Raw genomic sequence first — 23,122 nt, 5'->3', positions numbered from 1 at the left:
TGTCAAAACGTTTTTTGCCATTTAAGACCCCTTTTAGCGCGATTCCCTACGGATTCATTTGGGGTTGGCTGCCTTGCGGCTTAGTATATTCAACACTAACATGGTCGTTAGCGGCAGGAACTGCACTTGAAGGCGCCGCCATTATGTTCTTCTTTGGTTTAGGCACATTACCCACCATGCTCGCCGCAAGCGCAGGAAGTCAGTATATTGTGCGTAGTTTTCAGCACAATTATTTTCGACAAATGATTGCAGCAATAATGACCATATATGCCGTTTATCTTATTCATGGCGCAATCGTTTGAAAATGAGTGTATCATTGACGTGTATTCTGTAACAGAGCATGCAATATGAGCAAAGGAAGCCAATTTTCTATTCACTGTCAAAACTGTAGTTTCAGTCACCTCTGTTTACCCGTGGCGCTAAACAAGACAGAAATTGAGTCTCTAGACGATATTATTGAACGTAAAAAGCCTCTTCATAAAGGCGATACGCTCATTCAAACTGGCGATACATTCCGATCACTGTTCGCAGTGAGGACCGGTTCATTTAAGTCTTTTGTAACTAATTCCGAAGGTGAAGAGCAAATTACCGGCTTCCACTTCCCCGGAGACATAATTGGTTTCGATGCCTTGCGCGAAAACAAACATCAAAGCTATACCTCTGCCTTAGAAACTGCAATGGTATGTGAGCTCCCGTATGAAACCCTTGATGAAATGTCGGTTCAGTTTCCGAAACTACGCCATCAAATAATGAGTTTTATGAGTGCAGAAATTAAACAAGATCACGATATGATCATGTTGTTAAATAAGCGCACCGCAGAAGAGCGCTTACTGTACTTTATCTCTCATTTATCTCAACGATTCGAGGAACGGGGTTTTTCTCACCGAGAGTTTCATTTGACGATGACACGTAACGAAATTGGCAATTATTTGGGTTTAACCATTGAAACCATAAGTCGTCTGCTAAGCCGCTTCCAAAAAGAAAATATCATTAAAGTAGATGGCAAATTGATCACTATTTTAGATTTTGAATTTTTAGACGGTAAACTGGCGGCACTCAATGGACCAAGCGTTGTATGTAACGGTTAACCCAGGTTGTATCATTTATTAAATCTGAAGAACGCGCATCATGCGCGTTTTTTTGTTTCTTCATTTCACATGACGGGTTATACCCATCCGAATAAATAATTACTTAATCAAATATCTCTCTTTGTCAGGGCGTAATTTGAAGAATCTTGACCTAAAACAACTAACGTTTTTCTAAATGTCGTTTATAGTTAACGAAGATAAGTAAAAAATAGCTTTGTTCATCTTCACATCAAGCTATGTGCTTTATAGGGGACGTTATGATTGAGTATAAACGAATTCTTGCCGTGGTAGATGCCGAACGCGATAATCAACCCGCATTAAGTCGTGCCTATGAACTCGCATCAAAAACGGGTGCAACGGTAACTGCCATGATGGTGGTATACGATTTGTCTTATGATATGACAACCATGTTGAGTCCTGATGAACGGGAAGCGATGCGCGATGCTGTAACGAAAGAGCAAGGAAAGTGGCTTGCTGAACAGTTAAAGAAGCAAGGCTTCACTCATACCGATATCGTTGTTGAGTGGAATAATCGCGCTTTCGAATCCATCATTTACTACACCCTTAAGAACCAAATTGATCTCGTGGTAAAAGCAACCAAAAAACACGATGATCTGGCTTCTGTTATATTTACTCCCACTGATTGGCATTTAATGCGCAAGTGCCCTCGCCCAGTATTGCTGGTCAAAGAACATGACTGGCCTGAGGGTGGTGAAATTATTGCGGCGGTTAATGTAGGTAGCGAAGATAAAGAGCATGCTGCGCTAAATGACAAGCTTACTATAATCGCTAATGACTATGCTGCCTTATTACAGGGCAATGTAAATTTGGTGAACAGTTATCCATCTACCCCTCTCAATATCGCGATAGAAGTGCCAGAATTCGACCCTGATACCTATCATGATGCTGTTAAAAATCACCATCAAAGCGAGATGCGTCAGCATGCGCTTAAATACGGTATCTCTGAAGACAGGTGTTTTGTAAAAGAAGGGCTACCTGAAAAAGTGATTCCACAAATAGCGAAGAAAATAGACGCCGAACTGGTCATTATTGGCACCGTTGGACGTGTGGGCATTTCAGCTGCGCTTATCGGGAATACGGCCGAACATGTCATTGATGAACTTAATTGTGATGTTTTGGCAATTAAGCCCGATGGTTTTGATTCACCGCTAAAAGTGTAGTGTCGACGCCTGCTATGAGTTAATCGATAACGTTATACAACCTTGCGTGTTGCAATATTGCTGAGCTTTTTCTGCTGAAAAGGCTCCATGCTTTCTTTTCGATGATTATCCGATAACAAACGCCATTTTTGACAGAAAACTTGCGCATCAAAAAGTCAGGTATACGCTGAGTAAAATTCACGATACAGGCATGGTCTAAAAAAGGCGCTTTATTGTATAATGTCGGCTTTATCACAAACCAAGCTAGTGAATTATGAGTTTAGGCACAAGCAGTGCAGATGTATCGGCATTGAGCGCTGCGCAAAGTAAGCAAAAATACAACTTCAATAAACTTCAGAAACGTCTTCGACGCAACGTGGGTAAAGCCATTGCTGACTTCGGAATGATTGAGAATAACGATAAAGTCATGGTGTGTCTATCCGGCGGTAAAGACAGCTACACCATGCTGGATATTTTGTTGTTTTTAAAGAAGATTGCGCCTATTCATTTTGACATCGTTGCAGTTAATCTCGACCAAAAACAGCCTGGTTTTCCTGAGCACATTCTGCCCGCTTATCTTGACGAGATGGGCGTAGAGTACAAGATTGTTGAAGAAGATACCTACTCAATCGTAAAAGATAAGATCCCTGAGGGTAAGACAACATGCTCTTTGTGCTCACGATTACGTCGCGGTATTTTGTACAGAACAGCAAAAGAACTCGGCGCGACTAAAATTGCTTTAGGTCACCATCGTGACGACATGCTGGAAACTTTTTTCCTTAATATGTTCCACGGTGGCAAACTTAAATCTATGCCGCCTAAGTTAGTGAGTGACAACGGCGAGCACATCGTAATTCGCCCCTTAGCTTACTGTACTGAAAAAGATATCGAAAAATATTCTCAAGCGGCAGAGTTTCCCATTATTCCCTGTAACTTATGCGGTTCTCAGGAAAACTTGCAGCGCCAAAACATTAAAGCGATGCTTCAGGACTGGAATCGAAGGTTTCCTGGTCGTATAGAGTCGATGTTTAGAGCACTTCAAAACGTTGCACCTTCTCACCTTATTGACAAAAATCTTCACGATTTTAAATCTATTACAACCCAAGATGGCCCCGTGGAAGATGGTGACATCGGCTTTGATCAACCTAGTTTTTCTACAGAAGATAGTTCGCTTTTTACTGATGATGAGCAAACTATTGAAGTGATAAATATTATGGAACCCAAATAGATGAAAATTGGACTTGCGTTAGGTGCCGGCGCTGCCCGGGGCTGGACACACATCGGCATTATTCAAGCGTTAGAAAAGTTAGGCGTCAAAATTGACGTGGTGGCGGGATGTTCAATAGGTGCATATGTTGGCGCGGCCTACGCAAGTGGCAGACTTGAAGGGCTCAAAGAATGGGCCTGTTCTCTTAGCGATTGGCAGGTACTTGCTCTGATGGGAGTGGGTTTACGTCGCGGAGGTATTGCTAGCGGCCAAAAGGTATTTGATAAGTTAGCGAGTGAATTTTGTGAGTCTTCCTACGAAGCTATGCAAAAACCCTTCGCTTCGGTAGCTACCGATCTTTATACCGGCCGCGAAGTCGTGTTTAACTCAGGACCAATTGGCGATACCATCCAAGCTTCATGTGCAATACCTGCGCTCTTCGCACCCGTTGCGCACGGCGACCGTTGGTTAGTCGATGGTGCAGTTGTAAACCCTGTGCCCGTCAACTTATGCCGTCAACTAGGTGCAGACTTCGTTATTGCCGTCAATCTCAATGCTGATTTCCGACCTCTTCGTCTTGAAAAGTTAAGACAGGATCACGAAGAAAACCAACGTAAAACGGAAGACTTCTTTACTAAAAGCCAGAATGTGCTGCGTCAGTGGTTTTCACCAGACAGCAAAAATGACAAAAATTCAGACGCCAGCGACGATGAGTTAGATGTCAATGCGTCTGATGAAGTGAAAAACGAAGAAGGAATTGCTTCTGACGTCATCGAAAAGGTTGAGGAAGAATTTACTGAAGTCCCCGAAAAAGTAAATAAGCGAAACCCTCCGGGTATCATGAGCGTAATGAGCAGTTCGCTTGAAATACTTCAAGCCCGCGTTACTCGTTCACGTTTAGCGGGCGATCCCCCCGATATCCTGATTGAACCGCAACTCACTGATGTTGGCATAATGGAGTTTCACAGGGCCGAAGAACTGTGCGCAAAGGGGGAAGAAACCATTGCGCGCATAGCCGAACAAATCAGGTATCAATTGTTAACGTAAAAGGAACGCCATAGCATCTAACTTGATGCCATGGCCGTAATGCGAAGTGGCGCGTGAGGCAATGTTAAACCTTTCGCGTCACGTATCCAGTCTTGCTCAATGTGCAATATGCCATTGTTTATCTGCAAGCCCTGAGGGGTAATAAAGTCTAAATTTTTATCTTCAAACTGAATCATAAGGCCTTTAACTGAAGGCATCATAAAAGATAAAAAACTGCCCATTTCGTTAAAAAAAGCTTCATACTGTTCATACAAAAAAGTCAGCTCTTCTTTCTTGTAGAACGGCTTAAGGTATTCAGGCTTGGTTTCGAGTTGAACCGACATATCACACACATTTGCTTGTTCGGCCAAATCAATACGCACCAGAGCATTGGCAAGCTTAAGCGCTCTCTCCGTCGGAACCGTAAAGCGGCCTTCCTTATTCACTTCAAGCGTCATGGTTTTCTTGTCGGTAACTATAGACGCTGCGTTCACACCGCATAAACGCCCCTCACCCACACGAACAAAGCCGAACGCGAATTGGAGAGCCTGGGTATCTTCATTGTCTAATTTTTTAACATGGCTGTAGAAACGGCTGTACTCGACGTCTATAGTTTCCGCAGTAATCTGTGTACTGACAAGGCTGGTGACGAGAGATGAAGCTAACATTAGTGCCGCGCGTATCATTCGGATAAAAACTCCTCGTTAAATAGGATCATGGTTTGAAGCTCTTCTACATAAGCGGCTCCTCGCTCGGAATAGTTCATTAGCCCTTCGGCTAGTGCAATACCTGAGATGGGTATCTGATTGGCACGTAGCCTACTGCGAATTTCTCTCAAATCTTCATAAGCATCGTGTCTGTTTAGGTTTCTCATATAGGTGTAAGTTGCTCGTGATAAGCTATCAAATTTAGCCACCTCATGAGACGCCCCGTCATTTCGACGGCTTGGAACAAAACCACAGCCTTTTGAAAAACACCACAAACCGAAGAAATTGTAGCCCTTTCTTGCGAAACGACTCGTTCCCCATGCGGATTCATTCGCGGCCTGAACAAGCACCAGTTCAGCGGGTAAAACATCAATTTTTTGAAGCAATGCCAACATTTTCGTTTTTATTGGCTGGGTAGGTTTAACCCGGTACTCTTCTTCAAGCCACTCAAGCCGATCCATATCTTCTTCAGACAAGGATTCGTTGGCTAATACTTTCCTATACAGGCTTTGAACATAATGCCGTAACGTTAGAAGATAAGCGTTTTGCTTATCTACCTCAGGGCGTAAATAGTTAAAAAATGCCTCTTTTTTCTCTCTAACATCAGTGAAAGCAGAGAAATTAGGGACCGGTTTTTTCGCTTCTACCGTTTGCGGTATGTCTAAAATGTCAGGTTCGTCCTCGGTAAATATAATGGCGTTGATAACGATAACCGCCAATACCCCTAATGTAATAAGAACAATTTTAAAGGTTTCTCGTTTATGCATCGAAGCTAGACTCTTTCACATCGTTTTCGGATGCTTCCGTGCTCACTCCTTGCTCGCCAATCAATTCCTGATAGAGCAAGCCCATCATACTAAAATAAAAAGGTAATACCCAAATAAGAGAAAAACCCAACGTTAATGGTACTGTTGCAAACAATAAAAAGAATACGCCGAATATGCTGGCGATTTGAGCCCAGTACGCGTTGAAGACGCGGCATGAAAGGATGATGGCGCTTATTGGCGTTAACTTTCTGTCTGCGACTAACATTAGTGAAAAAGAAGACGCTAAATAGAAGTACACCCCTGGTATTATCAATAGCATCATGCCTAATTGCACAATAATACTGTTCACAAGTTGCGTTAACGCGACCAAAAATAGAAGGGGGAAAAACTGAAATACGGTAAATACCGATGTTTTTGCGCCACGGGCAACAAACACGCCCATCATATATAAACCCGTCAGTAACGGTGCAACAATACATATGGCGACAATTTCAATGATAGACTGATGTTCAAATACGTAAGAACCGTCGTCGTTAATCGTAATATATTGCTGAGCAACGACGCCTAGCACGACAAAGGTCAAAAAGAGAACAACACTTCCTTGCAATAGTGAGGAAAAATTCGCTTTTGTTAATCCCGCCGCGCGGCGCAAGAGCCCCTTGGTGTCAAATTGATACTGTTTAGATAACGTAGTATTCAGGCGGTCTTGGTTTACGTCTTTCACAAAACTCTCTTATCTTTTTGAAAAATCGGCGCGATTATACCAATTCACAAAAACAAATGCCTGTTTGTATGGTAAACAAAAGTTAACCTAGCACTAACTTCGCTGCTAAACCGACCAACAGTACTCCCATAGCGCGGTCTAACCAATACCCTTTTTTGCCAATAAGTTCAGCTACTTTGCTGGTACTTAAGAGGTACGAAAGAAAACAGAACCACAGTCCCGTTGCTAAGGCTAAATAGAGACCATAGCCAAGTTTCACAGTAAATGGGGTATCAATGCTGATGATCGCGGTAAATAGCGAGAGGAAAAACAGCGTTGCTTTTGGATTAAGCCCGTTAGTAAGAAAACCCATCCATACTGCGCGTTTTGCAGAAATTTGTGCTGCTTTCTTCTCTATGTTTGCAGTGTTTTCCTGCTTAACAGGCCCACTTCTAAGCGCACCATATGCAAGAAAAAGTAAATAGGCCGCGGCAGCATAGCTAAAGGTAGTAAACAACCATGGCGTTGTTGCAATCACAACACTTAGCCCCACAAGTGAGTACGCCACATGCAGCAGTATAGCCAGACCAATTCCTATGCTAGTGTAAATAGCAATACGTCTTCCATAGGCTACGCTGTTTCGAACAACCACTGCGAAATCAGGTCCTGGGCTGGCTACAGCCACAAGATGCACCAATGCAATGGTAAGAAATTCATTCATATACTGCATGTTTTGCGCCTCCTACAGCGCATACATTGAAATAAGATTGTCCACCCATTGAGGAACAACGCTTGAGGCAGGCCCGGTCAGAGACTCATCGAATAAGGCATTCGTTGCACCAGGCTCCAAATTTGCCTCAATCGTGTGTGCACCACTTTCTTTAGCGATTTGCACAAAGCCTGCAGCGGGATAAACATTCCCTGACGTACCGATAGCAATAAATATATCAGCCTGTGCAAGCCTATTATAAATCTCTTCCATGAACATAGGCATTTCACCAAACCACACGATATCCGGTCGCAACGTTACTCTGTTGCAGCACGGGCACTTAGTAGTGTGATCGAAGCTGTCACGCCACTCAAACGTTTCTTGCGTTATCGCGCATCGAGCAGATAGAAGCTGACCGTGCATATGATAAACCGTTTCGCTTCCCCCGCGTTCATGTAAATCGTCTACGTTCTGCGTAACCAACATCACGTTGTTACCTAAAGCTTTCTCAAGTCTTGCAAGCGCCAAGTGCGCTGCGTTTGGCTTAATATCGGCTTGCTGCAATTGTGCACGTCGTGCGTTATAAAAACGATACACTAACCCAGGGTTTTGCTCGAAAGCTTCCGGTGTAGCGACCTCCTCTACTCGATGGTTCTCCCATAGGCCGTCATTATCGCGAAATGTTTTTAACCCAGACTCAGCAGAAATTCCCGCGCCGGTTAGAATAACAATGTTTGGTAAGGATTGATTAGCAGGCATTGGATTGTTTTTTACTCTATTTATATCAAACGATGTGCAACATTGACGCTGAAAGAGGCAATGCGATATAGCGAAAATGTCAGCTTTCCACTTTTGCGCGTTTCAAAACGATGTTCAATCTTCTTTAACGACAGGATATTGGGTATTGGCACCCCATTCAGACCAAGAACCGTCGTAAACAGACACCTGTGTTGCACCGCACATCAAGGCAGCGACGCCGATAATACACGCAGTAACGCCTGATCCACAGGTACAAATTATGGGTTTTTGTAAGTTAATATTCGCGCTTGTAAATACAGCGGTTAGCTGTTCGACAGGCAGGAAATGTCCATTTTTTAGCAACGTATCAAAAGGGATATTAAATGCACCAGGCATATGCCCAGACCTGACGCCTGCACGAGGCTCTGGCACTTCCCCTCTAAACCGCGGTGCACTGCGCGCGTCAACCAGTTGCGCTTCTGTATTTATTGCCTGAAGTACAGCGCCAGAATTTGCAAACCAACCGGGTCGTGGCGTAGCTTGATAGGTTAATTTTCCATATTGCTGCTGCTCTGATATGGGAAGTGCTGCTTTCTCCCATGCAGGTTGTCCACCATTTAAAATAAAAACATCCTGATGACCAAGTGCTTTTAACATCCACCATACTCTTGGCGCTGAATATATACCACGGGTGTCATACACCGCTATGGGCGTATTTGCGGTTATCCCTTGATTGCCGAGATAGATGGCAAGATCGTCAGCAGATGGCATGCTGTGAGGAAGACCTGTCGTGTGATCGCTTCCTTCACTGTCTAAATCGAAATCGACTGACGCAGGCAAGACCATAGCAGTGCGCTTATCCAGCGTTTTAGAAACGGGGTCGTCCATTAACGCACGTAAAAGTGTTACAGGCTTTTGCTGCATTGCGTTGGCTAATTCACCCACTGAGAGCAATACCGATGCCATTAGATTCTCCTAAAAGGTACCCACCTTCGTGAGTACCCTGCAATATTGCGATAAAGACTAACCGCTACGTATTTATACACATTGTATAGTTAGCTAATCGACTAACGTATGAATGTTGCAGACTTAATTAGCTCAGCGCAGCAATAGCCGCGTCATAGTTTGGTTCTTCTGTGGTTTCTGCCACTTGTTCGGTGTAAATCACTTTGCCTTCGGTATCGATAACAACAACCGAACGGGACAACAACCCTGTAAGCGGCGCTGATTCAAAGGTAACGCCATAGTCATCGCCAAAGCTTGATCGAAAAGTAGAGCCCGTCAATACATTTTCAATGCCTTCTGCACCGCAGAAACGGCCTGCCGCAAACGGGAGGTCGGCTGACACACAAATCACCGTAGTGTTATCTAATTTTGCAGCTGCTTCGTTGAATTTGCGCACTGACGTTGCGCAAGTGCCCGTATCGATTGAAGGGAAAATATTCAACACAATGTTTTTCCCTGCAAGTTCAGGCAATGTTACTTCGCCTAAATCCGCCTTTACTAGAGTAAAGTCTGGTGCGGATGCACCTACTTCTGGTAACTGCCCTTTTGTTGTAACTGTATTGCCTTGAAAAGTCACTGATGCCATTCGCTTTCTCCGTTTCTTGTTTAGTTTAAAATAGTGGATGTAAAACAATACTTTCGCAAATAAAAATACGGTTATCTAGACGTTATCTTTAACCTGCGATTCTGCAAGCGCAAGTTTATGCTGCAAGTGTGGCTTACCTTTTAAATATTCACGTCTAAAAACATTGAAGTAATTTGCCAACGTTTGTGCTCCCTGCGTTTGATTAGCGAGTGATAAGACGCTAACGCCAACCTCAGCAGTGCAGTGCTGAAAATCATGGGTGGATTCCCGTAGTAAATACTTGGAAGCGACGTCCATACTTACGCCTAGTACAGGAAAATCAAATAAATAAGGGCTCTTAGCAAACATTTTTTTTGCCTCGCGCCACGTTCCATCCAAAAAGATAAATAGTAACGTTTTACCAGTATTCAATGGTGGTGTGTCAATACAGCGTTCAGTCGCTGCATATTCGTGTGGAAATACCACAACAGGAAAGTATTTTTCGCTGCGAAGTAAATCCAGTAATTTTTCATCGGGATCCGTGCGCTTCCATAAAAACGCGTGGTTATCTTTTACAACATCAGCGATAAGTCGGCCTGTATTCGTGGGTTTATAATATTCCCCTTTATACATCAAAAACAAAACCGCCACGTCTGTACCCGCTTCAGGTTTAAACGCACAAATACAATTTGACATTGGAAGCAGACACGCATCACAGCGCAATACTCTACTACCACGGGCGTGGAATGAACGCTCAGCGCGAGATAACTCGTCTAAACGAAGTGACATGACAGAATTCAATTGATGTGCCTGGCGAGTAATTTCAACAGTGGTGAATTTATCATATCTGCGTTTCACAATTCAGCATTGAAAGAAAAATTATCTGAATAATCTTTGTCGGCTTTATTTGCGTACCAAGTCCCACACCTTGCTGAAATGGGCAGAATGGCGACATTAGCAGTACTTATTAACCGTTTTCAAGCATCTATGACCCGTCTTATTGCTTGCGCGCAACTGCTTCATCAATATATGAGATTGGGCTTCGTCCAGAAGATGTCGTGTTTGAGGTTACCGAAACACATCGTGCGACAGACCTTAATCAACTCAAAGGAATTTTGAGTTTTTATCGCAGTGCAGGCTTTAAAGTAGCGCTTGACGATATTGGTTCAGGCTGGTCAGGCTTAAACCTCCTGCAATCTCTGCGCCCCGATTACGTGAAAATAGATATGGAGTTAGTACGTAATGTTCACACCGATGAATACAAACAAAATATCGTTACCAATCTTATTCGCATAGCCAAAACTAACGGAATTGAGGTCATCGCTGAGGGGGTTGAAGTTGAAGAAGAAGCCCAGTGGCTTACCGACGCCAAAGCAGACTACTTACAAGGTTATTTATACGGCAAACCAGAACCCGTCAGTATAACCATGTCTAATGAAGAGAAAGAAAAAATTGAGGCATCTTTAAAGCCCCTCGATAATGCTGCAAAGGCGTAATTTGTACATCAACACATTCTATCCACTTTATAGGTTTAAAAATGAGTTACCAACACAGCGCTATTCATGAAGCGCTGTCACCGGCTTTATGCTTGTCGACTTCTTTGGAAAATCCATAAACTTTGATAGTGACAGAAAAAGGGCGTGCTTCCATAGATGAGGTGTAGAGTTAAACGACTTGCGCATTGAGGGATTAGACGGAGAGTGCCCTCTACCTACAGTAACCCCGTCACCCTGCAGCGTTAAGACAGTACCTAACTGTAGAACGTGTGCGGGGGTTAGCTGTTCGGACACTTAATATGTAGTAGCTAATATCTGAACTCAAGACAAGGAACGGACAGTCGATTTTTCACTTAGATACACTTCGTTTATTGAAATAGATCTAACCATTAAAAATGTAGATTCTTCCGCGACCATCGTGTTTAGCTTTGTACAATGCTTTGTCACACTGGCTAATTAGTGAGGATGTTTTTTCTCCATTGATACATTCGGTAACTCCCGCAGAAAACGTTTGATTTTTTATATCAGCAGCATCTATTTGAAGTTTGGTATAGCCATTAAGAATGTTCTCTAAAATTTTCTTTGCTTCCGAAGCGGAAGTCATTGGAAAGCAAACAACGAATTCTTCTCCACCATATCTTCCAAATACATCCGTTTTTCCGATGTTGCTATCAAAGTAACGAGTAAATCGTTGTAATAACTCATCACCGAAATCATGACCATATTTATCATTTATGGTTTTAAAGTAGTCCAGGTCGATCAATGCCAAAGACAGAGTTTTTTCATATTTCTTGGCTTTGTCCACTTCAAGATCTATTGCACTCATCACGCTTCTTCTATTACTAATACCAGTAAGTGGATCTGTTGAGGCAAGTTTCTCCTGCTCTTTTTTAAGTTTTCTTTGAACAATTAAGAGATAGCTGATAACTATCAGGGCCAATGTTAACAATACAAGCCCAGCTACAAATAAACTGTTTAGTTTGCTACTGCTCGCTAATTTGAGCTTAGACAATTCATGTTCTTTTGACAGCAACTGCAACTTCCTCTCCGCCAAGGCACTCTCGTAATAGTCGCTGAACAACTCTTTTCTTTCATCGGTCTGAAAGTAAAGAGACTGGTAGTAGTTTTTGCTTTCTCTGAGCGCGTTGATAGCGTTAAACATCTCGCCTTTTGTTTCAAATAGGTCGCTTTGGATAGCATTAAACTCTGCTAGTAACAAATCGCCATTTGGAATGTCCTTCAAGCGTTCACTAAGCTCAAGTGAAAGCTGTTCGGCGACTTCATATTGCCCTCGGAATACTGCTGCTTTGAAACGAGCAATATCATATGTGGCTTTGTCATATGATTCTGGCAGTGTTAACACGAATTCTTGAGTTCTTTCGATGAGATTTATTGCGTCAGCTATTTTCTCTTTTTGATAATAGTCTTCGATTTTTAGAACAAGACCATAAACAAAAGTTTCCCAGTCATTTATTTTCTCTGCATATGAGACATATTCTTCAAGAATCATATGAGCTTGCTTCGACTTGTTTAGCCCCTTAAAGCTGCGTCGTTGACAATCCATTGAAACTTGAAAATATCGATGGGGACTGCTCATCGGGCGTTCTTCGAAGAAGTTTTGAGCTTCTGAACAAAGCTCTATTGCCTTCTCATATTCGCCCAAGTAAGACATGCTAAGTCCTATTAGAAGCTCCGCATTCTGGATAGCGCCATTTCCAAAAAAGTCTTTATTTTTTAACGACGGTAGTCGGTGGAGTACACGTGATATTTCGTTTAACGATGCGCGAATCAATCCCATCCGCCCCAAAAACTCAGACTTTGTCACCACTGCGTCAAGGTAAAGCTCTTCATCGATACCAACAGAATTGGAAATAATGTTGTCTATAATACGGTGCGCTGCGTCCCAATCTCCATTGATACCTAAATTGTAAGCTTCAAGTATTTGATGCCTATAGTACAATGATGGATGAGTCGCTTTGATCTGAGCTGATACGTCTGGGGACACCGTTAAGTAAACTTCGAATCCTGTGGGGTGGTCAAACAGCGAGTCAAGCAATGCAATGTAAATTGAGGCGACTGGACTTGAGTCAGACAAAACTGGCGACCTATCTATCAGCACAGCTAATTCTTCTTTCTTTGTTGGTACGTCTTTTAAGATCTCTCGATAGGCATGAAAATACTCATCTTTTGTAAACGCAACTACTTCCTTTGTCGATAACAACGTCACCAGTATGCAAAGATAAACAAGCAACTTCACCAGTGTTCCTCTACTGTTTTTGTTCCCATATTAGTTGATCAAGATATTATCAGACTTAAGTGCTTATGTGTTTTTTGGTTACTAAAATAGTGCTTGTTTTTCGCTAAGCAGAGAATCTTTACTCTCTTAGTTGTTCGGGATTCAAAATGTTTGAAGGACCGCAAGACGTACTCTTCTGCCGTTTAATTACAAATATTCGAAGGCAGTTGAGCTAAAAAACTTTGAAAATTATCGAATAAGAGTGATGACCCATTGTGCTATGCCGGTTACCGGATGGGATGGGGTTATCAATCGTGTAAGGTGAATGCTGATCCCCCGTTTATGGGGTAGAGCCTAGAGCACGATACTTAAGGAATAAAATGGTGCCGGGGCCGAAGTTAAAAAATACGACTAGATTATTGATATGGCTTGTATTTTTTAAGGCCAACCTCCATTTATAGCACCAAATGTAGCACCATAAATTTAACCTAGCCCCCTTCTAAATAGGTAAGCTCTAACTTAATTCCATTATTCTAAATTAATCTAAAAACTTTCACTTTAGACAAGTGAAATAGATTAACCGATTATATTCAGAAGGCCACATTTACCACAGGTGAATGTATTGCCGTGCTTAATATCTCGCTGCCAGATAGAAACGGGATTAAGACAATCTTTGTTTGCACACGTAGCACTTACTTTATCGGGTCTGTAATTAAGCTGGTGGTTAACAGCATCAAAAGTAATTTCGTATGAAGCTGAACACTTAGAGTTTGAACAGTGCAGATTAAACTCACTAACTGTATAGTCAGGCTCACACCCAACACGCTCACCACACTTTTTGCAATCGAACGTAAAGAGGCCTGCTTTAGGAACGAGTTTAGCGATAGGGCTATTGATCACTTCATCCAGTAAGATGCTTAACCGTTCCAACGTTTTATTAACGCTGGTGGTATTAAGAGCGATAGGTTCTAAATCATTGTTAAAGCTAGCGTGAAGATAAGAGCCTATCTTATGGTAATGCTTACTCAATTCTTTCCGCGATAGAACACGTTCGGTCTCATCCATTATAATGTCGTTCTCGTCTTCCGTACTGGCCATAGTGAGCCTAACCCCCTTGTCAGCATATGGCGCAATCTCAAGCAAACGTTTAATAAGTCTGCTTGGCTGCCATTCTTTGAGGTCATCATTAGACAGCACACTTTTGTAGCACCATGCCCTTTCGTATATCAAACATTCAAGGCATTGCCTAAGCTCAAGGGCCGCATATCGTAATATCTCTTCGCTATTAGACGGTAGCATTGCACTAGCGCGAATTAAGCAGCCCCGTGCTACATCCCTATAGTTCATAGTAAATCCCTTCTAAATTTGCACTATCGTTCCTAAATTTGCACTTTACTTTAGGCGTTAACCAAGAGTGCAAACGTTTTATTTAGCTGATAAATATACAGTTATTTCTGTTATTTGCACTATTTGCACTTTTTGCAGTAGAAATATGCCTATCTAACCCCGTGCCCCTTAACTTTTTGCTTTCACGCGAAGAGAAGCCCGATTCGACACTCTATATTTTGGTGTTGTTGTATTGGGTATGAACAACCATAACGAGGTAAAACTCAGTTACCCTTTGAGTAATATTTATAAATTAGGTCTGGTATACAATACCTTAGTGCAAACGTTCAATTTAATGGTGAGATATGACCCCTCTTGAATACGAACAAAGCTTATACTTCAAGCTAGGTATGGATTTACATATCATTTAAACCAATGATTTAATTACACTTATTACACCTTAAATTATAACCCCCCTATGAAAATTCCTAGCTGTTAAAAAAACGCGGTGCCTTGAGCCGTATGAGGACCCCCTTCCAAAAGGACCCGTGAAATATTGTAGGCAAACATGACCATGAAGTGAGTTCGTTGGCAAAGGTTATGGTGGTGGGTGTACACCATTGCACCTCACTCGTGTGAAGTCTGTTTAGAAGTCTTTACAACTGAAAGCGCGTTATGCTCCGTTGCGCAGGGTAGAAGGGACAACCCCTGACCTAGTAAAATAGAGTGCAAATAGTGCAAATAGTGCAAACGGGAGTCGTAACCCTATGTTTATAAATACATATTTAGCATTTGCACTACTGCAAACGGCTATAAACAAAGTGCAAATAGGTACTGCATAGTGCAAATTTAATAAGATAAATGGTGTGTTATAGGTGCTTACAGAGAAAGAAATGAGCAGTTGGAACAATGCATTTATGTAGTTAATTGCATGTAACAATACTAAACCTGTATATCTAAACAGGCTTAGTATATTAGGCATTATCCATTGATATATATACATAGTCAGGCTGACTTAGCATGTTTAGCTTCGTCTTGTTCATTATCGCTTAAAGCCATTCTGTCTACAGCTTCAAAGAGTGAGGAAGCCTTGAACTTAATTACTTGTTGAGGCTTACCACCAGCATTAGGTAGAGTCTCAGAGGTGTTAAGCCTACTTCGTTTTAACTCTGACGGTCTGAGAATAGAAACGCCTAAATTTCTAAGCAGTAGAGCGGCCCGTTTACCATCAAAACCTTTACACATAACATCCATAAATATGTCTTTGTACACGTAATACATATGGTCTGTAGTAGCGTCTTTATCAGGGTGCCTAGTGGTAATTTGCTCTCTATATCCCCATGTTTCCAATTTGGCTGGTACATGCTCATCAATAATCATAGGGTCTTTGGCCCCACTTCTATCCCACCGTTTAAAGTGCTTTTCACCATAAAGCTTTATTTGCTTCGCCAGGTGATTAAGAAGCTGTATCTCTTCTACGTTTCCAGTACCGCCCCGAATATCTACCCACATTCTAAACAACGATATAGCCGATTGAATAGAATGGCCCTCGCTCCATCCAGTAATGCCAAAAGTAGAGGCAAGCTCACCAGCTAAGCCCACCAGCGCAAACTTTTGAAAGGCCCTTACTGCTTGCCCACCAGCATCATTACCAAGCACCCTTTCTCTGTACGTGGCAATCTCTGCATGATGCACTTTGATTAGTTCGCTTAAGTCGGTACTGGTTAATTGCTTGATAAACTCTAAGAACGGTTCACCGTGGTACTTTTCACACGCTTTGTTCAAGTGATCAGACAATGCAGCACCGTTAATAAAGTTATGTGTATTGGTGTATATGCCATTACGCTTTTTAAGTGCTTCGTCTTCGTGCTGAGAAGCTGGCAGAGAAAGAAAACGCATATGAACACCACCATTAACCGATTTGCCAATGCTGCCTAAGTAGTCATCTATAGTCTTTTCACCGTTTGATAAGAACGCCAGATTCCAACGTTGTGTTTTCTTCTTGGCATAGTCAGGGCCAGAGCGGTTCTTTCCTTTACCGTTACCAACCATGTATATGATTCCCTCAATAGTAAGGGGGTTAGCTTCGTTCAGCTCATCAAGCGCTAGTAGCATGTCTGAGTGCAAAGCTGCGGTATCTTCTAAAGCGTTATCAGTGGTACGCCATGAACCTTTAAATTCACTAGGCTTGCCATACACAGAACAAGCAACATTCATTAACGTGGACTTACCTAACGAACTATCACCGTAGAAGTGAAACCCAACATTCTCAGAAAGCCCCATCAAGCTAACTAGGGGGCCAGTAAAGGCCAGAGACACAGCAAGAGTAAGCAAGGGGTTTCCTTCGCAATATGACGCTATTTCACGTTGCCAATCTGATATAGCGCCAGCGGCCTTTAACTTACAATCACGGGCGTTTTCGTTGTCGTAAAGAAGCGGTGAATCTGTTTCACCTATTGTTTGGTCGGGCAAAATGAAAGCGTTTTTATGCCAACCTAACTTTTTAACTAAACCTACTCTGTTGGTTATGTCAGGGCAGTTTAGGTAATCAATGAGTTTTCCTTTCTCTTGCGAGCGTGGCTCTATATGAAGCCCCTCTGAAAGCAATTGTTTTCTAATGTCTGAACCACCATCAGTAGCAAACAAGCGTTTAGGAATGTTTAAGCGCTTCTCTTGACCGTCATAGTCTTTAAAGCGCACGAGCACCCCCCAATCTTGACCAGAACCACCAGCATCACGGGTTAAGGCTAACAGTTCTAAAGGGGCGCAAATTCGCCTGTATTTCTCATTGCCTTTATCATCTGACTTGTAAAACGCTTCTACACCGTTATCCGTTAATTTAAAGCCTTGAGGTACGTTAGGTTTAATGTCGCTAGGGGCGTGTGTTACCGCCTCTTTTATGAATAGTTCACCACTTTTCTTTAACGCTTCTAAGTGTGCAGCCCCCCAACCTAGTTCAAGCGCGTCAGCGGCATCTGCTTTATCGGGCCACGTGCAATCTTCACCAAATAAAGGGCCACCATCGCTTTCAGAAAGAGGGGTTTTAGCTAAGCTGTCTAAATTAATAATTCGAATGCTTGCTGCATCTAGTGAAGTGAGTAAGTTCTTTAGCTCTTTAGCGCACTTAATGCCGGCATTATCATTATCGGGCCATATGATTACATTGCGCTTAGCCAATGGTGTAAAATCGGCCTTACTGATAGAATTAGAGCCGTTAGGCCACGTCATACAAACACAGCTAGGGAACAATGCTTTTGCAGCGTCTGCGGCCTTCTCACCCTCTGTAAGAACTACTGTGGCTTTAGGGCGCTTGGCTAGTTCATGTAACCCATATAACGGTCGGTCTACTTTAGGCATACGCCAATGCCACTTGATTTCACCTGTCTCATGATTTTTATATAGGGCTAAAGGAGCAAATTCTTTTTCTCTTTCGCCGTCTATTTGTTTATCAAAGCGCAGTACTTTAAGAATAAGCTGATTGTTAGCGTCCCTGTATTCCCATGTAAAAGTAGGTAAGCCATGTTTGTAGTGTTTTTTATAGCAACGTCTAACAAATTCGTTCGGCACAGGCGTTACGTGTAACCATTCTTCGCCATTCCTACGGGCATTTGTGGCGCTATTGTTAGTCTTTGTTGGAACTCTATTACCATAGTTGAGTAAGTCGCTAAGATCTTTGAATGCATCCCCTTGATGCTCGTAGCGTTTGACGTATGCCACCAGTGATATTATGTCTTGTCCTTTTACTTCTGGAAGCCTTGCAAAGTCAGCCCAAACACCTGTATTGGTATTAATGCTGAATGAACCAGGTTTATTGTCATCTCTTGCGGGGTTTAACGCCTTGTACTCTCCGCTTACTTTCTTTCCGTCAGGTAAGTAATAATTTAATACGCTATCGATATTGCTTAACGCATACTCATTTAAGCCTTTAAAATCTAACGTACCCATTAAAGTCTCTGCCTTATTGCGTTTTTCATTTTCGCTGCATTAATTTTCTCAACGCTTGTGTCTGATTCAATCTGCCAAGAGTAAATAGCATTGGTTTTTTTACTTTTAATTTTCCGTTTTAGGCCCTTAAGCGCAGTTACGAGACACACGACACAAGAGCCACCACAAGGAAGGTTCACAACCTCTCTAGGAAGATGCGCTAAGGGGCTTTTTTCTAGCGTTGCTGGTGGATATATGAGGTAAGTTAAACCATTTACTATAAACGGCTTTTTTTCCTGTGCCGTGATTTCTTTAGTAACCATTAATGCTAAATCTTTGGTTTTAGCAATAACGTGTTCTTGATCAGGTTCTAAGTTCTCTACGCTTAGTTGCTTCAATAACTTCATTGCTCTTCCCTCTTTTGTTTAGCTCTGTTTATTCTGCTCATTGATTGCGGTTTAACATGAGCTGAGAAAAGGGCCACAGGCTTTTGGGGTTTTCGTTTTTTTGCTTTGAAGGTTAGCCAATGCACCACACACGTAGCGCCACAAGGTAAGTTAATGACTTCCCTTGGTAGCTGATTGATTTCGGTTGCTGGTGGATAGCAGAGGTATATTAAGTTGTTAACTGTGAATTGCTCTATAGGCTGACTGGCCACGCGTAACACTTCAAGAAAACCGAGTACTCTATGCTCACTATCCCCAATGATATACACGTGATCAGGTTCTAGGTGCTCTTTACTCGTTAGCTCTCGTAATTTCATAGGTCTAACCCCATTTGCTTAGCTTTGTTGCTTACAGAAAGAAGGTTGAAAGTTTCGGGTATTTCGTACACCAGGCATTTGTCACCGTTAGCCAATGCATGGTGTTTAAACTTGAACTGAAGCTCTAAGTTGCTAGAGGGGACATATTCCAAATAATAGCCCTCGTTCTCTGTTTCCATCACTTCGCATGGGCCAGTACCGCGAGCAGCTCGAAAGCCTATAACTTGATTTACAGTAGAACCCAGAAAATAGAAGTGTTCAGGCTTATACGGGATAGTCTTTTGCATTACTGCCCCCGTGATATTGCTATACGTTCAGCTTTCCATTGGTTGATTTCAGAAAGAAGCCAGCCGCTTGCTCGACCGCCTAGATTGATAGGTGAAGGGAATTGAGATTGCTTTATAAGCTTGTAGATAGTTGGCTTTTTAAGACCTACGGATTTTTCAACGTCCCTCATTCTTAAAATCGGGTCGTCTTGTGGGTAATCGTTAGCTACATTCTTGTTCATAATTGTCTCTTAAGTACTGTCTCAGTTAATCAAGAAACAAATGTAATAGATTTGATTTAGGGGGGTCGCGAATCCCCTAAAATTTGTAATTCTGTTCAGCAAAAAAATAGGGGGAATCGCGTTCCCCCTTATTTCTTGGGTACATAAATCATTTAATCACTTAGCGTAACGAGCTTTTTATATTCTCTTGTATATGTAGGGTACGCTAAGCTCCACACTTCACCATCATGCGATGTTCTTATAAATAATCTCTTTCCCTTGCTGGTGGTTTCGCGCCATATCTCAGCGCTTAAGGGAGTGCTTATCGTAAGTGGTGATTGCTTGGTGTAGTTTTTTGCTATCATGTGTTTCAGAAGCTGCCCCTCTGTTAACACGTGGCCAGCTTCTCTACACAGTGCATTGAACAAGTATAGAGCTACTTGTCTTTTATGGCTGTCACCTTTCTTGCTTTGAGATGCCGCTTCCCTAACTCCTTCGAGCTTGCCAAAGTCGTAAGCAAATTTAAGTAACTCAGTATCAGGAATAGCTACCGTTTTAATTAGAACAGTGGCCAAGAGTAAAGAAGAGGCTATAGGTAACTCATTTTCACATGACACCTTTAAAGCATTTAACATTGAATCGATTTTATCGTTCGGTATCCAATGTTTGTCGTTATGAATCCGAAGCTTTTCGTTTAGTGTTTCTAGTAACCCTATATTGGCATCAAGTTTCTTCAATTTTGCTTTATCAGGCTGAGAATTGTTTTCATCAAATGCAAAATCAGAGAACACAGAGTTGAGTAAAATGTCTAACTCAGTTCTCAATTCCTGCCCTTTAATGCTTTCAGAGAATACATAGTCTTTTGTGAGATTAGTTTGTTTTGATTGTTGCTTAGATTTCACGTCCGTACCCCTACGGAATCCCATAAAGAGGAACTGGCACAGGTGATTGGGGTCACTTTTCGGGAGCTACCCTAGCGCCAGTTTATAAGGCTAAGCTGCGGTGATAGTCAGCACGTTATAGTCAGGGTCGATATACTTGTGAAGAATCGCATGATATTCGTGTGAAGCGTCACATATCTGAGAACTAACGCTATAACAGGCACTTCTAAAAGATTGATACTCTGTAGATGAATCTTTTTGTTGAAATACACCGTTTTCAAGAATGCCTAGCATTTCATCTGCAAGGGCACTTGACGCTTCTCTTGTCCTAATGATTAACGCTAGGTCTTTAGAACTATCACCCTTACCAATGCTTTCAAGCTGGGTTAACGTACTTCTAAATGCGGGTAACATTAAGCTGAGCGTTTCTGATAACGTCTGAGACTGTGAGTCTGTATAGCTGCGACCACCATCTATAACAAGCTGCATGGTGTTATACAAACTGGTGAACGCTAGTAGCTGACTCTCATGCTCACCTGCTTCTAAGTAACTCTTCACTCTGTTATTGATTTCCATATTAATTCCCTACCGTAGTTAATTGACCCTGTACGACACTCATCAGGCTTGTTTTTTAAAAATGGGCGTAACGTTACCGTTATTCTTAAGACTATCTAAGTAGTCACTCCACCATTGCATCATTTCTTTACGTTCTTCTAAATAACGAGCATGGTGGGTGTAAGCAGCTCTAACCCCATTCCTTTCCATATGTGAAAGCTGACGCTCTATTGCGTCTGGGTTAAAGCCAGTTTCATTTAGTATTGAAGATGCAGTAGCACGGAACCCATGTGGGTTAGCCTTGCTTTTGCCTTTGGTTTCACCATCGTAGCCCATGCGAAAAATAGCCATTCGCATAGTATTGTCAGACATTTGCTTAAACCTATCTCTTTCAGAAGGAAAAACGAACTCGAAACGAGCGCTGAACGGCTTGGTATTTTCTAATACTGCAAGTGCTTGCCTAGAAAGTGGCACGATGTGATCAGACTTCATTTTCATTCTATGCGCTGGTATGCGCCATAGCTTTTCTTCTAAGTCGAATTCATCCCAACGGGCACCGGCTAACTCACCAGGTCTAACAAAAGTGTGTACCAATAGTTCAATAGCTAGCTTGGTAAGTAAGCGGCCTTGCTGGTGGTAAGCATCTAAATCACGTAGAAACTGTGGTAATTCTTCCCTTGGTAAAGAGGCCCTATGCGATGTTTTACGCTTTTCCAGTATTCCAGATAACTCAGAAGCAGGGTTATGGAGTAGAACGCCAGTCTGTACAGCGAAACGACACACGCGCCTTATGTCTTGAAGTACTCTTTGAGCAACATCGAGCGCGCCACGCGTTTCTATTTTTTGAACGGTTCTGATTATGTCTTGAGGTGTGATTTCCCCAATAGGCCGCTTGCCTAGCGTCTTCAAAGCATTATCATTTAAGCGTGTCCAAATACGGGCGGCATGGCCCTCGCTCCACTGGCCCTTTTGCTTATTCCACCAAAGCCGTGCTTGAGTGTTAAACAGTTCTATTTCGCTTACAGAAGAAAGGTGCTTCTTTTCCTGCTTTATAGCGCTAGGGTCAATATCATCCCTTAATTGTCTTCTAGCTTCTGAAACTGCTTCTCGTGCATCCTTTAATGACACCTCTGGGTAAACCCCAATTGCCAATGTCTTTTGTTTTCCCTGAAAACGATACTTAAGACGCCAGTACTTAGAGCCATTCTTTTTCACGAGCAAGCGCAGGCCCTTCTCATCAGTGAGCCAAATATCCTTTGTGCTTGCTTGAGCTTGCTTTATTTGAATGTCTGTTAAAGGCATGTGGTGCTACCTATCGTCTGATTAATCGACTGGTGCTACCAACATGCTTACTTGCTGGTGCTATTTAGTCGTAATTGAATCTGTGTAGCACCGAATGTAGCACCATGTACCACGAGATGACAATAGACGACAATATACAGGTAGACACTGTAAATACTGATAAATAGGGAGTTTAGAGTGTGAAATTGACTGTAAGAAACTATTAAAAACTATGAAATGGTGCCCGGGGCCGGACTTGAACCGGCACGCTGTTACCAGCGAGGGATTTTAAATCCCTTGTGTCTACCAATTTCACCACCCGGGCATCGGGTTGCTTTTCAGCAAAGGTGTCAGGCGTAGGACCTGGTGCTGCGTTGCAGCTTATGGAGGCGGAACCCGGAGTCGAACCGAGATAGACGGATTTGCAATCCGCTGCATAGCCATTCTGCCATTCCGCCAGATGCGTCTGGCGCTTGATTAAAACGTCTCTTATAGAGA

Annotated in this window: 24 protein-coding genes and 2 tRNA genes; 6 read left to right on the top strand and 20 right to left on the bottom strand. The window is 42.4% G+C overall.

Annotation, left to right across the window (positions count from 1 at the left end):
* From GVO63_RS08035 to GVO63_RS08015, 5 genes are all read left to right on the top strand, one after another.
* Window positions 1-302 (top strand): sulfite exporter TauE/SafE family protein (locus GVO63_RS08035; protein WP_201281888.1); only part of this gene is annotated, 302 nt, incomplete at its 5' end.
* A 45-nt stretch (window positions 303-347) separates the two neighbouring features.
* Window positions 348-1,088, top strand: a complete 741-nt coding sequence (fnr, locus tag GVO63_RS08030; RefSeq protein ID WP_159492696.1) for a fumarate/nitrate reduction transcriptional regulator Fnr — start codon at window positions 348-350, stop codon at window positions 1,086-1,088.
* 257 nt (window positions 1,089-1,345) lie between these two features.
* Window positions 1,346-2,269, top strand: coding sequence for a universal stress protein UspE (uspE, locus tag GVO63_RS08025; protein ID WP_159578999.1), 924 nt, complete (start codon window positions 1,346-1,348; stop codon window positions 2,267-2,269).
* Window positions 2,270-2,522: 253 nt separating this feature from the next.
* Window positions 2,523-3,476 carry a tRNA 2-thiocytidine(32) synthetase TtcA gene (gene ttcA / locus GVO63_RS08020; RefSeq protein WP_159578997.1) on the top strand — a complete coding sequence of 318 codons (954 nt, stop codon included), beginning with the start codon at window positions 2,523-2,525 and terminating at the stop codon, window positions 3,474-3,476.
* Window positions 3,477-4,502 (top strand): patatin-like phospholipase family protein, encoded by a 1,026-nt coding sequence (locus GVO63_RS08015; protein WP_159578995.1) that lies wholly within the window; start codon window positions 3,477-3,479, stop codon window positions 4,500-4,502.
* 17 nt (window positions 4,503-4,519) lie between these two features.
* Here GVO63_RS08015 and GVO63_RS08010 read toward each other — a convergent pair whose 3' ends face one another.
* The 8 genes from GVO63_RS08010 to GVO63_RS07975 form a co-directional block, all read right to left on the bottom strand.
* Complete coding sequence (locus GVO63_RS08010) at window positions 4,520-5,167, bottom strand: DUF2987 domain-containing protein (protein ID WP_159578993.1); 648 nt, start codon at window positions 5,165-5,167, stop codon at window positions 4,520-4,522.
* On the bottom strand, window positions 5,164-5,955 hold the full coding sequence (locus tag GVO63_RS08005) for a glucosaminidase domain-containing protein (RefSeq protein WP_159492701.1): 792 nt from the start codon (window positions 5,953-5,955) through the stop codon (window positions 5,164-5,166). The genes GVO63_RS08010 and GVO63_RS08005 overlap by 4 nt, the downstream gene beginning before the upstream one ends.
* Window positions 5,948-6,679 (bottom strand): stress protein, encoded by a 732-nt coding sequence (locus tag GVO63_RS08000; RefSeq protein WP_159578991.1) that lies wholly within the window; start codon window positions 6,677-6,679, stop codon window positions 5,948-5,950. Before GVO63_RS08000 ends, GVO63_RS08005 begins: the two co-directional genes overlap by 8 nt.
* 82 nt (window positions 6,680-6,761) lie before the next feature.
* Window positions 6,762-7,388 carry a LysE family translocator gene (locus tag GVO63_RS07995; RefSeq protein WP_159578989.1) on the bottom strand — a complete coding sequence of 209 codons (627 nt, stop codon included), beginning with the start codon at window positions 7,386-7,388 and terminating at the stop codon, window positions 6,762-6,764.
* Between the two features lie 12 nt (window positions 7,389-7,400).
* Window positions 7,401-8,126: a Sir2 family NAD+-dependent deacetylase gene (gene cobB, locus GVO63_RS07990; protein WP_159578987.1), complete on the bottom strand. Its 726-nt coding sequence runs from the start codon at window positions 8,124-8,126 to the stop codon at window positions 7,401-7,403.
* Between the two features lie 114 nt (window positions 8,127-8,240).
* On the bottom strand, window positions 8,241-9,071 hold the full coding sequence (locus GVO63_RS07985) for a sulfurtransferase (RefSeq protein WP_159578985.1): 831 nt from the start codon (window positions 9,069-9,071) through the stop codon (window positions 8,241-8,243).
* Window positions 9,072-9,198: 127 nt separating this feature from the next.
* Window positions 9,199-9,696 carry a thiol peroxidase gene (gene tpx, locus GVO63_RS07980; RefSeq protein ID WP_159578983.1) on the bottom strand — a complete coding sequence of 166 codons (498 nt, stop codon included), beginning with the start codon at window positions 9,694-9,696 and terminating at the stop codon, window positions 9,199-9,201.
* Window positions 9,697-9,771: 75 nt separating this feature from the next.
* The gene (locus GVO63_RS07975) at window positions 9,772-10,464 is read right to left on the bottom strand and encodes a tRNA-uridine aminocarboxypropyltransferase (protein ID WP_159492709.1); all 693 of its coding nucleotides are present in this window, start codon (window positions 10,462-10,464) and stop codon (window positions 9,772-9,774) included.
* A 215-nt stretch (window positions 10,465-10,679) separates the two neighbouring features.
* On the opposite strand from GVO63_RS07975, the gene GVO63_RS07970 reads away from it, so the two are divergent.
* Window positions 10,680-11,171: an EAL domain-containing protein gene (locus tag GVO63_RS07970; RefSeq protein WP_159578981.1), complete on the top strand. Its 492-nt coding sequence runs from the start codon at window positions 10,680-10,682 to the stop codon at window positions 11,169-11,171.
* Window positions 11,172-11,553: 382 nt separating this feature from the next.
* Here the strand turns inward: GVO63_RS07970 and GVO63_RS07965 are convergent, their stop codons facing one another.
* The 12 genes from GVO63_RS07965 to GVO63_RS07910 all read right to left on the bottom strand — a co-directional run bounded on the left by GVO63_RS07965 (window position 11,554) and on the right by GVO63_RS07910 (window position 23,082).
* Window positions 11,554-13,428: a GGDEF domain-containing protein gene (locus GVO63_RS07965; RefSeq protein WP_236552090.1), complete on the bottom strand. Its 1,875-nt coding sequence runs from the start codon at window positions 13,426-13,428 to the stop codon at window positions 11,554-11,556.
* Window positions 13,429-13,983: 555 nt separating this feature from the next.
* Window positions 13,984-14,754, bottom strand: coding sequence for a hypothetical protein (locus GVO63_RS07960; protein WP_159578979.1), 771 nt, complete (start codon window positions 14,752-14,754; stop codon window positions 13,984-13,986).
* A 984-nt stretch (window positions 14,755-15,738) separates the two neighbouring features.
* Window positions 15,739-18,678 (bottom strand): DUF927 domain-containing protein, encoded by a 2,940-nt coding sequence (locus GVO63_RS07955; RefSeq protein WP_159578977.1) that lies wholly within the window; start codon window positions 18,676-18,678, stop codon window positions 15,739-15,741.
* On the bottom strand, window positions 18,678-19,064 hold the full coding sequence (locus GVO63_RS07950) for a hypothetical protein (RefSeq protein ID WP_159578975.1): 387 nt from the start codon (window positions 19,062-19,064) through the stop codon (window positions 18,678-18,680). Before GVO63_RS07950 ends, GVO63_RS07955 begins: the two co-directional genes overlap by 1 nt.
* A complete protein-coding gene (locus tag GVO63_RS07945) occupies window positions 19,061-19,420 on the bottom strand; it encodes a hypothetical protein (RefSeq protein WP_159578973.1) in 360 nt (119 codons plus the stop codon). Before GVO63_RS07945 ends, GVO63_RS07950 begins: the two co-directional genes overlap by 4 nt.
* A complete protein-coding gene (locus GVO63_RS07940) occupies window positions 19,417-19,707 on the bottom strand; it encodes a hypothetical protein (RefSeq protein ID WP_159578971.1) in 291 nt (96 codons plus the stop codon). The genes GVO63_RS07945 and GVO63_RS07940 overlap by 4 nt, the downstream gene beginning before the upstream one ends.
* Window positions 19,707-19,928 carry an AlpA family transcriptional regulator gene (locus GVO63_RS07935; RefSeq protein ID WP_044447590.1) on the bottom strand — a complete coding sequence of 74 codons (222 nt, stop codon included), beginning with the start codon at window positions 19,926-19,928 and terminating at the stop codon, window positions 19,707-19,709. Before GVO63_RS07935 ends, GVO63_RS07940 begins: the two co-directional genes overlap by 1 nt.
* A gap of 152 nt (window positions 19,929-20,080) precedes the next feature.
* A complete protein-coding gene (locus tag GVO63_RS07930; protein ID WP_159578969.1) occupies window positions 20,081-20,809 on the bottom strand; it encodes a hypothetical protein in 729 nt (242 codons plus the stop codon).
* A 90-nt stretch (window positions 20,810-20,899) separates the two neighbouring features.
* On the bottom strand, window positions 20,900-21,364 hold the full coding sequence (locus GVO63_RS07925; protein WP_159578967.1) for a hypothetical protein: 465 nt from the start codon (window positions 21,362-21,364) through the stop codon (window positions 20,900-20,902).
* 42 nt (window positions 21,365-21,406) lie between these two features.
* Entirely contained in the window at window positions 21,407-22,645 is a 1,239-nt protein-coding gene (locus GVO63_RS07920; protein ID WP_012518575.1) for a tyrosine-type recombinase/integrase, read from the bottom strand.
* A gap of 217 nt (window positions 22,646-22,862) precedes the next feature.
* Window positions 22,863-22,949: transfer RNA gene (locus GVO63_RS07915), tRNA-Leu, on the bottom strand.
* A gap of 59 nt (window positions 22,950-23,008) precedes the next feature.
* Window positions 23,009-23,082, bottom strand: a tRNA-Cys gene (locus GVO63_RS07910).
* Window positions 23,083-23,122: the final 40 nt, after the last annotated feature.

This window comes from Alteromonas sp. KUL106 (assembly GCF_009811415.1).
In the GTDB taxonomy this organism is placed as follows: domain Bacteria; phylum Pseudomonadota; class Gammaproteobacteria; order Enterobacterales; family Alteromonadaceae; genus Alteromonas.
This window is presented reverse-complemented; position numbering and strand designations above follow the sequence as displayed.

Bases quoted from the DNA above. Each gene is read 5' to 3' on its own strand.
- fnr (WP_159492696.1), top strand. From the start codon at position 348: ATGAGCAAAGGAAGCCAATTTTCTATTCACTGTCAAAACTGTAGTTTC.
- GVO63_RS07945 (WP_159578973.1), bottom strand. From the start codon at position 19,420: ATGAAATTACGAGAGCTAACGAGTAAAGAGCACCTAGAACCTGATCAC.
- GVO63_RS07925 (WP_159578967.1), bottom strand. From the start codon at position 21,364: ATGGAAATCAATAACAGAGTGAAGAGTTACTTAGAAGCAGGTGAGCAT.
- GVO63_RS07955 (WP_159578977.1), bottom strand. From the start codon at position 18,678: ATGGGTACGTTAGATTTTAAAGGCTTAAATGAGTATGCGTTAAGCAAT.
- GVO63_RS08010 (WP_159578993.1), bottom strand. From the start codon at position 5,167: ATGATACGCGCGGCACTAATGTTAGCTTCATCTCTCGTCACCAGCCTT.
- cobB (WP_159578987.1), bottom strand. From the start codon at position 8,126: ATGCCTGCTAATCAATCCTTACCAAACATTGTTATTCTAACCGGCGCG.
- GVO63_RS07995 (WP_159578989.1), bottom strand. From the start codon at position 7,388: ATGCAGTATATGAATGAATTTCTTACCATTGCATTGGTGCATCTTGTG.
- tpx (WP_159578983.1), bottom strand. From the start codon at position 9,696: ATGGCATCAGTGACTTTTCAAGGCAATACAGTTACAACAAAAGGGCAG.
- GVO63_RS08015 (WP_159578995.1), top strand. From the start codon at position 3,477: ATGAAAATTGGACTTGCGTTAGGTGCCGGCGCTGCCCGGGGCTGGACA.
- ttcA (WP_159578997.1), top strand. From the start codon at position 2,523: ATGAGTTTAGGCACAAGCAGTGCAGATGTATCGGCATTGAGCGCTGCG.
- GVO63_RS07960 (WP_159578979.1), bottom strand. From the start codon at position 14,754: ATGAACTATAGGGATGTAGCACGGGGCTGCTTAATTCGCGCTAGTGCA.
- GVO63_RS07940 (WP_159578971.1), bottom strand. From the start codon at position 19,707: ATGCAAAAGACTATCCCGTATAAGCCTGAACACTTCTATTTTCTGGGT.
- GVO63_RS07950 (WP_159578975.1), bottom strand. From the start codon at position 19,064: ATGAAGTTATTGAAGCAACTAAGCGTAGAGAACTTAGAACCTGATCAA.
- uspE (WP_159578999.1), top strand. From the start codon at position 1,346: ATGATTGAGTATAAACGAATTCTTGCCGTGGTAGATGCCGAACGCGAT.
- GVO63_RS07985 (WP_159578985.1), bottom strand. From the start codon at position 9,071: ATGGCATCGGTATTGCTCTCAGTGGGTGAATTAGCCAACGCAATGCAG.
- GVO63_RS07975 (WP_159492709.1), bottom strand. From the start codon at position 10,464: ATGTCACTTCGTTTAGACGAGTTATCTCGCGCTGAGCGTTCATTCCAC.
- GVO63_RS08005 (WP_159492701.1), bottom strand. From the start codon at position 5,955: ATGCATAAACGAGAAACCTTTAAAATTGTTCTTATTACATTAGGGGTA.
- GVO63_RS07920 (WP_012518575.1), bottom strand. From the start codon at position 22,645: ATGCCTTTAACAGACATTCAAATAAAGCAAGCTCAAGCAAGCACAAAG.
- GVO63_RS07935 (WP_044447590.1), bottom strand. From the start codon at position 19,928: ATGAACAAGAATGTAGCTAACGATTACCCACAAGACGACCCGATTTTA.